This is a genomic window from Candidatus Colwellia aromaticivorans, from assembly GCF_003333305.1.
Lineage (GTDB): Bacteria > Pseudomonadota > Gammaproteobacteria > Enterobacterales > Alteromonadaceae > Colwellia > Colwellia aromaticivorans.
In genome coordinates this window covers 1-12,858 of the sequence record NZ_QOLD01000070.1, presented here as the reverse complement: position 1 = coordinate 12,858, position 12,858 = coordinate 1, and the positions used below count along the sequence as shown (strand labels likewise).

Here is a 12,858-nt window from a genome sequence, read left to right as displayed (position 1 = left end):
ATCTCATCTAAAAGTTGTGCTTCATCGATAGGTAGTAGTATGACATGAAATTAATAAATAAATATTGAAGCTTTATTTGTAAGTTGTTAACTTTTACTTAATGTGAGTGTTTCTGATTATAATTAATATAGGTAAGTTGATGACGCTTGAACAATTAAAAATGCTAAAGCAAGTAGCGGAATTAGGCAGCCTTAAAAGTGCGAGCGCAAAACTTTTCAAAACGCAACCGGCTATTAGCCAAGGTATTATACCCATGCCACTTCAAGATGCAGGATTCAGCGAGAATTTAAAGGCTTATAGGCTAGGCATTGATTGAAGATAATAGTTATTCTATTGTCAAAATCGATAACGCGGTATATACGCCTTTTAAACTCGCCCTGCGGGGGCTACAGAGAAAATCATGCTCATCGTTATATCTCTTATTAAGGGAACAACCATTAATAAAATATGCGCCTTGATCAATAATTTCTCTGTAGTCCTGAAACTCGCATCTTGAGGTGGTATGGATATAAACAACTAGAGGCTCAATTAGGATTGCAGTTGTTTGATCGTCAAGGTTATCGATTGTCATTAACCAGTAACGGTAAAAAAATTTATCAACATGCATTACGATTGCTTGATGAAGCTGAGCATATGAAACAGTTAGCTACTTTTCTAACGGCAGGTAATGAGGCGAGTATAGCGATAGAAGCCTCTTATGACTTAAAAAAAATATTACCGGTGCTAGAAATGACACAAACTGAATTTCCGCATACGCAAATTATTTTAAAACAAGAATATATTAATGGTGCATTAGAGGCAGTGAAATCAGCACAAGCAGACTTAGCACTGACTACTATTGATAATTTAGCATTGCAATCAGGGCAATTTGAAGCAAATAAACTTTATCAAGGTTACTTATGTAACGTTGCAGCCCCTCGTTTTGTCGAACGCCATCCTACGCTGATGTCAGTTGCAGAATTAAATAATGAATATCAAATAGTTGTGCAAGATTCTGGGCAAAGCAGTCAAGGCGTGAATTATAGTGTACAAACAGGACAACGATGTTGGTATGTAAATGATTTTAGTACTAAAAAAACCTTGATAATGAGTGGAATAGGATGGGGACGATTGCCAGACTACATGATTGAAGATGAATTAGCACAACACACTTTATTAGCATTGAATATGGAAAATTTTGATACGAAAATAGCTTTGAATTATCAAGCAATAAAATTAAAATCAAATTTATTAGGGCCAGTCGCGGAAAAATTATGGCAAAATTTAAAATTAGTGCACTTGAGTGAATAATATTTCAGACGTAATAATATTACATTTTTAGTAAATGATGATGTTTATTTAAGCGTTGTCATAAAAGTGTCACTTTTGATCTGCACAATAGTGTAATAAGAAAACGTAATAAGAAATTACATTCAGACTATACCCGTTTCACTTGAAGATGCATGATTCAGCTGGAATTAGAAACGCCTTTAGGCAAGGCATTGATTGAAGAGAATAGTTATTCTATTGTCGAAATCAATAAAGCAGCATAAAGCGTTTCTAAACCAGCCCTTTGGGGAAGGCTGAGCAAATCATACTCTGCGTTACATATTTGTTTAAGGGAGTAACCCTTAATAAAAAATGTGCCTTGATTATGAATCGCTCAGACTTCCTGAAACGAGCCTCTTCAAGTGGAACGGGTATATATATTTAAGGCGTATGTATGAGCGGATACATTTTAGTTGTTGAAGATGAAACCCCGATTAGGGAAATGATCACTTTTGTTTTAGAGCAAAATGGCTTTAATTCAGTTGAGGCTATTGATATAAAGCAGGCTAAGGAAAAAATTGTAGAACCTTATCCAGATTTGATTTTACTGGATTGGATGTTACCCGGTGGAAGTGGCGTTAAGCTTGCCAAAGAATTAAAACAGAATGAATATAGCCGTAATATTCCTATTATTATGCTCACGGCTCGTGCCGATGAAGATGATAAAGTTAAAGGTCTTGATGCGGGTGTTGATGACTATGTAACTAAGCCTTTTTCCCCTAAAGAACTTATTGCCCGTATTAAAGCGGTTATTCGCCGAGTTTCGCCAACCTCGTTATCAGAAAAAGTTGAATTTCATGGTTTGAAATTAGATCCCGTTGCCCATCAAGTGACTATTAATGAAGAATCCTTAGATTTAGGGCCGACAGAATTTCGTTTATTACACTTCTTTATGACTCACACAGAGCGCGTTTATTCACGTGAGCAGCTTCTTGATAATGTTTGGGGCACCAATGTTTACGTAGAAGATAGAACCGTTGATGTACACATTAGACGTTTAAGAAAAGCAATTTCTGGTGCAGGACATGAAGAGTTTGTTCAAACTGTTCGTGGTTCAGGTTATCGCTTCTCTGGAAAGTTGACGAGTAAAGTTAAAAAGTTAGCTTAGTTATTAATAAATTTGCCTATCTACTTTACTCAGGAGTTCATTAATAGCGTCATCTTCGAAGTCTTTTGTTGAAGAGCCATTACTTTTTAGAAACTGGATCCCCGATTAATACACTACGGGGATGACGTCCTGATCCATGTGCATAGGTACGTAAAAATATGATATGTAAAATGCACACTCTAACTCCTAGTAAGCAAGATTTTCGTTTTCATTCTGGTATTGAAGCATTACCCGATGCGGCGTTAATTTTATCACTTGATTTAGTGATAATGTCAGGAAATAAAAAAGCGCAACGTTTACTCGGTGTACGCTTTCCTGATGATGTTGGTAAGCATATTGAGCAGTTACTTATAGATCCAGAATTTTCAGATTACCTTCAACAAGGTAAGTTTGAAACACCTTGTTCGATTAAATCGCCCATTAATGATGAATTGCAGTTAGAAATATCTGTTATGTCATTTGGTGGTGAGCGAGTTATTCTTATGTCTCGCGCTATTGCTAAGTATCATCGCCTGAAAAAAATGCGTCGAGAATTTGTCGCCAATGTTTCTCATGAACTAAAAACACCCTTAACGGTAGTACGCGGTTATGTGGAAATGATCCAAGAAACAGATCATGCGTTAGATCCCCATTGGAAAAAAGTTTTTACTACCATTGAAGGTCAAGTATCTCGGATGGAACGTTTAGTTGAGCAACTGTTAAGTTTATCGAAAGTTGAAAACAATCGTGATGACGAGGATATGAAAGAAGTTGATATGCCAGCATTAGTGGAAAACCTTGTTGAAGATGCTAAATGGCTTAATCAAACCAAACAACATGAGCTTCGTACACACATTACCCAAGGGATTGGTGTTTTTGGTATTGAAACAGAATTAAAGAGTGCTTGTGCTAATTTAATTTCGAATGCCATCGCTTATACACCAGCTGACGGCATAATTGATGTGAGTTGGCGACGTAATGGCGATAAGGTTATTTTTAGCGTTAAAGATAATGGTGACGGTATTAAGGCTGATCAACTTAATAGGCTTACTGAACGTTTTTATCGTATTGATAAATCGCGCTCTCGTGATACAGGTGGATCAGGCCTAGGATTAGCGATTGTTAAACATGTTCTACTTCATCATAAAGCAGAATTAGTTATCACTAGTGAATGGGGGCAGGGTAGTGAATTTGCTATTTATTTTGATGAAGGTTTAGTTTGTTAATGTATTTTTAAACTCACTACGCGCTCCCTGTCACGCATCTACATTAAGATGACTTAGTAATATCTACCATTAGATCGTCAGCAATATGCTCTAAAGCACTAATTAAGTCATCTAGATTATCGTCTTTCATTGCTACTTGCACTTTTGCTTTAAACATTAGTTGGCCTGTATGTGGAGCACTTGATTGCGAACTAACAAGTTTAATTAAATTTCCACCCTGTTGGTGAATCACTGATGAAATTTCTTGCACTATACCCGCTCTATCATTAGCGGTTAATTCTAAGACTAAGTTAGTGCTTACTTGTGATGAGTTTGGCTCAGCTAACTCTATTTGGCAGCTTAAACCTGCTATGTTTTTAAGGTCAGAGGTTAATACTTGAGTGTTTTTTTCATCCACAGCCACTTCAATTACACCAGCAAAAAAACCTGACAAATGGTGCAAGCTACTCACTTGCCAATTACCATTATGACGGCTAATAATTGTAGATAAAGTGTCAACGATACCCGTTCTATCTGGGCCAATACAAGAAATAACAAGATGGTTCATAAGGTTTCCTTAAATGCGGTAATGGGTGTTGTTAATATGAGTTCTGGTAAGAGGAAAATAAAATTAATTCGTACGAGACAATTGGCTAAGCTCTTTGTTTAGTTGTTCGCTATCACCTAAATTTAGTTCAATTAAGCGACGTAAGTGAGTAACACTGTCAATATCAATAGCATTACACTGCAAACCTGTTTCGTTTTCTTCTTCGTGAACAATAGTAATGTTCATGGTCACTTCTGATTCATTATCAGACAGAAAAAAGCTTAAAGTACCTAGTTTACCTTTTAATGAGTTTTCACTGTCTATGGCAGTAACTAGAGCACCATTAAGTGATATATCATGAATGGATACAGGGTATGTCTTATCTTCAATTTCTATCTCTGCACTTATTGAAAATAAAATGCGAGTAAATTGTCTTCTATCTTCCATTTTAACTATTACATTTTAGTATTATGTGTCTTTAGCATAACTCCCTTTTATTGAAAAGTACAAAGTTACAGGGCATAAAAAAGCCAGTTAAAATCAAAATTTTAACTGGCTTTTTATAATAAGTTTATCAACTAATCACAGAAAATTTACTAAGTTAGTAGTAATGGCTATTTTCACGTAGTGATTAACCTATTTTTTTATATCTAATTCTGTGTGGCTCGGTAGCCGCAGGTCCTAATGTTTTCTTCAACCAAGCTTCATAATCAGTGAAGTTACCTTCATAGAAGTTGATTTGACCTTCATCACGATAATCTAAAATATGAGTCGCTATTCTGTCTAAGAACCAACGGTCATGTGAAATAACCATAGCACAACCAGGGAACTCTAATAAGGCCTCTTCAAGTGCACGTAGCGTTTCAACATCTAGATCGTTTGTTGGTTCATCAAGGAGCAATACATTACCACCTGTTTGCACAAGTTTGGCTAAATGAACACGGTTACGCTCACCACCAGATAAGTCACCGATGATCTTTTGTTGATCGTTACCTTTAAAGTTAAAACGACTAACATAAGCACGGCTTGGGATTTCAAAAGTACCAATTTGTAAAATTTCATGGCCTTGAGATATTTCTTGGTAAACAGTTTTGCTGTTGTCCATGTCATCGCGGAACTGATCAACACTGGCAAGCTTAACAGTATCACCAAGCTCTACATTTCCCGAATCTGGTTTTTCAGCACCTGACATTATTTTGAATAGTGTTGATTTACCCGCACCGTTTGGTCCGATAATACCTACGATGGCACCTTTAGGAACGCTAAAGCTTAAGTCATCAATGAGTACTCTATCGCCAAAAGATTTTGTTAAGTTATTAACGTCGAGTACTTTATCGCCTAAGCGTGGCCCAGGTGGAATATAAAGTTCGTTGGTTTCATTACGTTTTTGATGAGCTTGGCTATTAAGCTCTTCAAAACGTGCCATACGGGCTTTGCTTTTTGATTGACGCGCTTTCGGGTTTGAACGTACCCATTCAAGCTCTTGTTTGATGGTTCTTTGTAATGCACTTTCGCTTTTACTTTCTTGCTCAAGACGCGCATCTTTTTGCTCTAACCATGAAGAGTAGTTACCTTCATAAGGAATACCGTGTCCTCTATCAAGCTCTAAGATCCAACCAGCAACATTATCTAAGAAGTATCTATCATGGGTAATTGCTACCACAGTGCCAGGGTAGTCATGTAAGAAACGCTCTAACCAAGCAACCGATTCAGCATCTAAATGGTTAGTTGGTTCATCAAGCAGTAGCATGTCAGGTTTTTGTAGTAATAAACGACAAAGGGCAACACGACGACGTTCACCACCACTTAATACTTTAATTACTTGATTCCATTCAGGTAAACGTAAGGCGTCAGCTGCACGTTCAAGTACGTTATCAATATTATGACCATCGTTGCTATTAATAATATCTTCTAGCTCGCCTTGCTCTTTAGCTAGCTTATCAAAGTCAGCACCTTCTTCAGCGTATTCGTTATAGACTTGGTCAAGACGTGCTAACGCATTTTTAACGGTAGCAACGCCTTCTTCAACGATTTCTCTAACCGTCTTCGTTTCATCAAGGATTGGTTCTTGCGGTAAATAACCAATATTAGTGCCAGCTAATGCCGTAGCTTCACCTTCAAATTCAGTATCAACACCGGCCATTATGCGAAGTAGGGTCGATTTACCAGAACCGTTTAAACCTAAAACCCCTATTTTAACACCAGGAAAAAATGAAAGAGAAATGTCTTTTAAAATAGTACGCTTTGGTGGAACTACTTTAGAAACTCGATTCATCGTCATGATGAATTTATCTGGTAACGGCTGAGCCATGTAGATACCTTTTTATTTGAAGATAATTATAATTGTCGATATTTTAGGGTAAAGGGGCTAGGCAAGCAAATGTGATTAGATGATTTCAGTTAAAACTATTTAAGCTGAAATTAAGTATTCATGATCAGTACTAATATGCCGTCGTCTAATACTGTTAAATGTAATGAATAAGCCATTAGAAATAAAAAGCACCAAACTTAATGAATGCTGTAGTTTAGCCTTTAAATATTTAAGAGATAATTAGGACTATTTTTCAAATCAAGATGCTGATAGCTATTAATAGTAAATTAACAAGTTTAAATCTTTATCAAAAAATTGTATTTAAGGTGTTATTATTTCATCTCCAGCCATTAAGCCTGAAATTACCGTGACCCTGCCATTTTTTTCTTTACCTAATCTAACGAAGCGACGTTGAATTTTACCATCAACATTAAGCCAAACAAAATCTAGTTGGCCAACGTGAGCAACGTTGATTGCGGGAATCGTTAACTGGATTTGTTCGCCTGCGGGAATTAACATACGTGCGTACATGCCAGGTAATAAATTTTCATGGTAAGTAATACGTGCTTTAATTAAAAAACTTCGTGAACCCGTGTTTGCCGCAGGGACTATTTCTTCTATTTCACCCATAATTGTTTTATTTACGCTGGGTAATTCAATTTCTATCTCTTGCCCATTGCTTAATGTTAACGCAAGCTGCTCACGTACTTGTGCTTCTACGCGTAAAGATAACGGGTTATACAATGATAATAATTTGACTCCCGGTTGAGCTGTGTCGCCGGGCTCAGCAAAACGGTCAACTATGCGTCCATCAATTGGCGCTATCAAAGTGGCATAACTTAAGGTTGTTTGTGCTTGAGAAAAGGCTTGTTGAGCTGCGGTTAATTCAGCATGAATAGTTTGATAAGAGGCGCGATTTTTATCTAATTCAAATTCAGAAACTAGTTTTGTTTTAAATAACTCAACAGCGCGATCAAAGTTTTGTTTCGCTTCTTTAACTCTAGCTTGCATCGCATTAACAGTTTGTTTGGCTTGTAACACTTGCGATTGTAAGTCGTTTTGCTCTAATTGAATTAATAGGTCACCTTTTTTTACAAGGTCGCCTGCTCTACTGTTTATTTTTTCAATACGCGCTAAAATTCTAGCGGAAATAATGGTTGCTTGTTTTGCTTCAAGACTCGCAGCTACCGGCTCGAAAATGGTATTTTTACTGGCCACGAGAGTATAGATTTTTTGCTGTTCAATCTTTGCCGCGCTTATTTTATTATTCAATCCCGGTGATACTTTTTCATTAAATGATCCGGCAAGCCATGCCACCATTAACAGAAGAATAGTTACGGCTATCACAGGAATAAGTATTTTTTGTATCGTGCTTTTATCTGCTTTCGTGTGAGTCATGACTATACCTGCGCCTTAGTTGATTTGTTCATAGAGCTAGTTGTTGGATTTTTTTTATCAGCTGTGTTGATTTGGTTTAATTGTTCATTGTCAAAAACTAATAAGTAGACAATAGGAACAACGAGTAGTGTAAAGATGGTTGAAGAAATTATGCCAAAAATAATAGCGATAGCTAAACCGCTAAAGACGGGATCGAGGGTGATAATTAAATTACCTAACAAAGTGGTTCCTGCAGTTAAGAGGACAGGTCGCATACGCACAGAACCAGCTTGAATTAGTGCTTCTTTAATCGGTTCTCCTCGATTACGTGCTTGAGTAATAAACTCAATTAAAATTAATGAATTCCTAACAACTATGCCAGCTAACGCAATCATGCCTATCATGGCGGTTGCGGTAAATAATACGGGTTCAGGAGCGTTAGCTATTTCACGTTCACCAAATTGATTAAGCAAAAGGAACCCCGGCATAATACCAATAACGGTTAATGGTATTGCTGACATAATAATGCCAGATAATGCTGCTGAGCCTGTTTGAATTCTAAGAACAAGGTAAATAGCGGTGAGTGCAAAGGCAAAAGCAATACCCATGTCGATAAAAACACGTAAGGTAATACTCCATTCTCCTTCACCACGCCAAGATAAGGTGATGTTGTCGGGTAGTTGCCATAACTGACCACCGCCGCTTGTTAGAAAAGTGCGGTTGGTCCAATCATTTGGCTCTGTTGTTGCGTTGTTGTTTTTGGCGATATTACTGCTGGCAGAAGCGCTTTGTAGATCACTACTTACATCAGCAATGATAGCCGCAGGCGTTCTTCCTGAAATATCAGCGGTAATATAGACAACGGGTTTTAAGTCTTTATGAAAAATAGCTTTATCATTTATTTGCTGTTCGAATTGTCCTAATTCGCCTAATGAAACAAGTGACTGCGGTGCAATATCGATACCTTGAGGCGTGGTTTTTTGTACAATACCCGCTTGCCCCTTGATGGTTAAACGATAAAAATCAGCGAGTGTTTCTCGTTGTTCAATCGGTAATTGTACTTTAATTGCGAGTGGAGTTGCTTCATCATCTACATGTAGGTAACCAGCAATTTCCCCTGTATTAGCGACTGCTAGAGCCTGGTTAATATTCGCCGTAGAAATACCAGATAAAGCGGCTTTTATTTTATCACTAACAAAGCGCACCCTTGGTTGGTCACTACCAACCGTTGAATCTACTTCAACCACATAGGGCTCTTGTTTTAATCTATGCTCAACAATTTTTGCTGCTTGTTGTAATTCACTGTATTGAGTAAATTCGTCTCCATAAAGCTCGGCAACCAACGTGCTCAATACGGGTGGTCCGGGTGGCACTTCCACTACTTTAATATTTACGCCGTCAGTGCTAAGTGCCGCTAAGTGCTGCCTTAATCTTAATACGATGGCATGAGATTGGTGTTCCCGTGCTGTTTTATCCAATAAAATTATGCGTAAGTCAGCCATGTACGGTGCTTGGCGCTGATAATATTGACGAACCATACCGTTGAAATCTATCGGTGATGGCGTACCTACGTAGCTTGCTATTGCTTTAATTTCAGGTAATTGCTGTGCTTTCTTTGACACTATTTTAGCCATCGCTGCGGTTTGTTCCAACGTTGCATTTTCTGGCATATCAATAATAACTTGTAGCTCATTTTTATTGTCAAAGGGTAATAATTTAAGTGGTACTAAACGCATAACGGGCAACATGGCAGCAACGATGAATAGTACGAGTACTACCCAGAGAACCAATTTACCTTTTTTTCTATTTTCTAATAAGGGGGTCAGCATACGACGATAAAATTGGCTGAAGCCTTGGTTTTGTTCAATACCCTCATTCAGTTCTGCCGCTGATTTTGGTTTGATCAATTTTGATGCTAACCAAGGGGTGACTAAAAAGGCTACCAAGGTGGAGCTGATAACACTTAAGGGAACATTAAATGCCATGGGAGCCATGTAAGGTCCCATCATGCCGGTTATATAGGCGAGGGGAATAAAAGCTAATACGATTGTTAACGTAGACATTAACAAGGGCACTCTAATTTCATTGATGGCAGCCACTATTTTGTCTTGCAAAGAACCACTTTTATTCTTTAAATAGCGTTCAATATTGTCAACACCGGTAATAGGATCGTCGACTAATAAACCCAGAGATAAAATGAGTGCGAATAAGGTGACACGATTAATAGTGTAGCCGAAGGCTAAATCTAATGACAAGGTAATGCCATAACAAATAGGTACGGCTAAGCCAACAACAACAGCGGATCGCCAGCCTAAAAAAACGGCAATAAATACCACCACGGTAAATACAGCAAACGCTAAGCTAGTGGTGAGGTTGTTTACTTTTTCATTAGCCGTTTCACCATAATCACGTAATACTTCGACATGAACATTTTGAGGAAAAATTGATTGCTGTAACGCGGCTATTTTATCATGTACCGCTTGAGCTACGGTAACGGCATTACTACCCGGTTGTTTGGCTACACTGATCGTAACCATGGGATGATCGCCATTACTACTTGAATGATGACTTGCATAGTGTTTTTGTTGATGACCATTAGCGAAGTCAATCCAAGTATAACTACTTTGTTCTTCTGGGCCATCGGTAATATTTGCGATATCTTTTAATAGAATAACACTGCCATCAACAACACTAATAGGGGCCTGCTTTAAGGTATCTATATCACGAAAAACATCACCACTTTCGAGACGAAATGACTGATTTTCTAAGGCAAGGTTACCATGATATTGTAAAGTATTAGAGGCTTGAATAGCATTTAAAACATCAGCGATAGCGACTGAACGCGCGGTCATTTGTTCTGGAGCTAAGTTAACTTGTATCTCTCTTGACCGACCTCCAACAATATTCACTTCACTGGTATTATCTATGGCTTGTAAAAATGTTGAAACTTCTTCGGCTAACCGGCGCAAGCCATAGTCATCTACTGTGGTGTTATCACTACTCCACAAACCAAGCATAATAATAGGAACATCATCTACTTCTATCGGTTGTACCCGCCAGTTGGTGACAATGGCTGGAATTCTATTGGTATTTGAGTGAAGCTTGTTATAAGTATTTAGTAAGGCATTTTCGCGATTTTCGCCCACGTAAAATCTCAACGTTACTACCGTTTGGCCGTTATTAGTAACGGAGTAAACATGTTCAACGCCACTTACCTGTGCGAGAAGTTTCTCTAAGGGAGTGGTGACTAAGCGTTCCACTTGTTGCGCATTAACACCCTCAGCGTTAACCACTACATCAATCATAGGAACCACTATTTGTGGCTCTTCTTCTCGTGGTGTGTAATTTAGTGCCATCATGCCTGCTAGCATGGATAAAACCAAAATAATAAAGGGTAGTTTGCTTGCTAAAACCCTACTGATCAATTTTGCAATAAAATTAGTTGGAGTCTGCATAATGAGTTAGCAGTCCTTTAAAATGTGGAGCGGGTATATGGGTTAATGCCGCAATGGGAAGATAATAATTTAATCAAATAAGAATGACTTATACCAATTGAAGTAATCATTCATTATTTCATTTGGTATTAAATATCTTCACAAAATTGTTGCTGTAAAATTTCTAATAAACCCTTTATTTTTGGATTGGAAATTCGATAGTAAATTGTTTGTGATTCACGTCTCGTGGTCACTATTTTGCTTTCCCTTAGTTTAGCTAAATGTTGGGAAAGTGCAGATTGTGAAAGATCAACCTGCTCATTTAAATCGCCAACAGTAAGCTCACTGTTTGCTAAAGAGCATAAAATGATTAAACGGTAGGGGTTAGCTAACTGTTTTAAAATAGCGGAAACGTATTGAGCATTCTCTAGTAATTTAGTTTTATCGTTTGTCATATAAGCCCCAAACTGAATATTTAATATACTTCAGTCTACTATTGAACTTTAATTTAGTAAAGGCTAATATATATTAATAAGAAAAACATAAATTAGACAATGTTAAATTAGCAAATAAGCATTCATGTTTATTTAGTTCGAAGGAATCAGTTTGGAGGATATATTATGACGGTCAATGAAGCACTTCGTTTTGTCGCAGGTATTATGATTTTAATTTCATTACTGCTTACTCACTTTTACTCGCAAAATTGGTTATGGTTTACTGCTTTTATTGGCGTAAATCTACTACAATCATCATTTACTAAATGGTGTTTAATGATGACAATTTTGAAAAAACTCGGTTTGAAGGACAATAATGCTAGCTGTAGTGATTAGTTAGTGATTAGTGTCAAATTGAAATTAATGAGAAAAAATCAAGGAATAACTATGTTAAAAACTATCCCTGAAGTGATTGCCCAAGCGAGACAGTCGCTTAATACTATTACAGCGGCAGATGCTGCTGTTAAATGTAAGGCTGAAAATGGCCTTATTATTGATGTTAGAGAGCCTGCTGAATTTGCTGAAAAAGCGGGTGAAAATACCATCAACATTCCCCGTGGTTTGTTAGAAATGAAAATGCTACAAATGCATCCTGATGAAAATTTAGCTATTTTCATTCATTGTGCTACGGGTGCAAGAGCTACCTTTGCGGCTGAGCAATTAACGCGTGTGGGCTACAAAAATGTTTGGGTGGTTACTTCCATGTTAGATGATATTTGTTGTGTATTTTAGTCTATACCCGTGATACCTCAAAATGTGCGTTTCAGGATGTATGAGCGATTCATGATCAAGGCGCATCTTTTTATTAATGGTTATTCAGGAGAATGTGCTCCTGCATTCACTAATAAGCTACATCCATGTAGCGTCCTTAAAAAGAGATGCAACGAATAACATGATTTGCTCAGACACCCCCATAGGGCTGAGGGATCCCCATTTTAGTTGAACGCTTCTTTTTGGTAATTCAAAATGAAGTATTTTAAACTTTTTTCTATATAGTTCAGCGTGATACGCCTTTTGAATTGCTTTATTACTTGTTTGGCTAAAGTTAGAAATGACAGTACCCTACGATTTTTAATTGTATTTGCTTGAAATTTT

General features: G+C 37.4%; 12 protein-coding genes. 6 read left to right on the top strand and 6 right to left on the bottom strand.

The window, feature by feature from the left end; genetic code table 11:
• The first annotated feature begins 139 nt into the window (after positions 1-139).
• The 4 genes from DWA31_RS17855 (at position 140) to phoR (ending at position 3,621) form a co-directional block, all read left to right on the top strand.
• A complete protein-coding gene (locus DWA31_RS17855; RefSeq protein ID WP_114326619.1) occupies positions 140-316 on the top strand; it encodes a LysR family transcriptional regulator in 177 nt (58 codons plus the stop codon).
• A gap of 224 nt (positions 317-540) precedes the next feature.
• Positions 541-1,290 (top strand): LysR family transcriptional regulator, encoded by a 750-nt coding sequence (locus DWA31_RS10900; protein WP_114326618.1) that lies wholly within the window; start codon positions 541-543, stop codon positions 1,288-1,290.
• Between the two features lie 412 nt (positions 1,291-1,702).
• Positions 1,703-2,416, top strand: a complete 714-nt coding sequence (gene phoB / locus DWA31_RS10890; protein ID WP_114326617.1) for a phosphate regulon transcriptional regulator PhoB — start codon at positions 1,703-1,705, stop codon at positions 2,414-2,416.
• 170 nt (positions 2,417-2,586) lie between these two features.
• Complete coding sequence (gene phoR, locus DWA31_RS10885) at positions 2,587-3,621, top strand: phosphate regulon sensor histidine kinase PhoR (RefSeq protein ID WP_245942590.1); 1,035 nt, start codon at positions 2,587-2,589, stop codon at positions 3,619-3,621.
• Positions 3,622-3,664: 43 nt separating this feature from the next.
• Here the strand turns inward: phoR and DWA31_RS10880 are convergent, their stop codons facing one another.
• The 6 genes from DWA31_RS10880 to DWA31_RS10855 all read right to left on the bottom strand — a co-directional run bounded on the left by DWA31_RS10880 (position 3,665) and on the right by DWA31_RS10855 (position 11,724).
• Positions 3,665-4,168: a glycine cleavage system transcriptional repressor gene (locus DWA31_RS10880; protein ID WP_114326615.1), complete on the bottom strand. Its 504-nt coding sequence runs from the start codon at positions 4,166-4,168 to the stop codon at positions 3,665-3,667.
• Between the two features lie 63 nt (positions 4,169-4,231).
• Entirely contained in the window at positions 4,232-4,594 is a 363-nt protein-coding gene (locus DWA31_RS10875) for a PilZ domain-containing protein (protein WP_114326614.1), read from the bottom strand.
• 184 nt (positions 4,595-4,778) lie between these two features.
• The gene (gene ettA, locus DWA31_RS10870; RefSeq protein WP_114326613.1) at positions 4,779-6,458 is read right to left on the bottom strand and encodes an energy-dependent translational throttle protein EttA; all 1,680 of its coding nucleotides are present in this window, start codon (positions 6,456-6,458) and stop codon (positions 4,779-4,781) included.
• 321 nt (positions 6,459-6,779) lie between these two features.
• Positions 6,780-7,856 (bottom strand): efflux RND transporter periplasmic adaptor subunit, encoded by a 1,077-nt coding sequence (locus DWA31_RS10865; protein ID WP_114326612.1) that lies wholly within the window; start codon positions 7,854-7,856, stop codon positions 6,780-6,782.
• A gap of 2 nt (positions 7,857-7,858) precedes the next feature.
• Positions 7,859-11,290: an efflux RND transporter permease subunit gene (locus DWA31_RS10860; RefSeq protein ID WP_114326611.1), complete on the bottom strand. Its 3,432-nt coding sequence runs from the start codon at positions 11,288-11,290 to the stop codon at positions 7,859-7,861.
• 128 nt (positions 11,291-11,418) lie between these two features.
• Positions 11,419-11,724 carry an ArsR/SmtB family transcription factor gene (locus DWA31_RS10855; protein ID WP_114326610.1) on the bottom strand — a complete coding sequence of 102 codons (306 nt, stop codon included), beginning with the start codon at positions 11,722-11,724 and terminating at the stop codon, positions 11,419-11,421.
• Between the two features lie 165 nt (positions 11,725-11,889).
• Between DWA31_RS10855 and DWA31_RS10850 the strand changes: the two genes are divergently transcribed.
• Together DWA31_RS10850 and DWA31_RS10845 are read left to right on the top strand one after the other, a co-directional pair.
• Entirely contained in the window at positions 11,890-12,099 is a 210-nt protein-coding gene (locus DWA31_RS10850) for a YgaP family membrane protein (protein ID WP_114326609.1), read from the top strand.
• 51 nt (positions 12,100-12,150) lie between these two features.
• Positions 12,151-12,495 carry a rhodanese-like domain-containing protein gene (locus tag DWA31_RS10845; protein WP_114326608.1) on the top strand — a complete coding sequence of 115 codons (345 nt, stop codon included), beginning with the start codon at positions 12,151-12,153 and terminating at the stop codon, positions 12,493-12,495.
• The last annotated feature ends 363 nt before the right edge of the window (positions 12,496-12,858 follow it).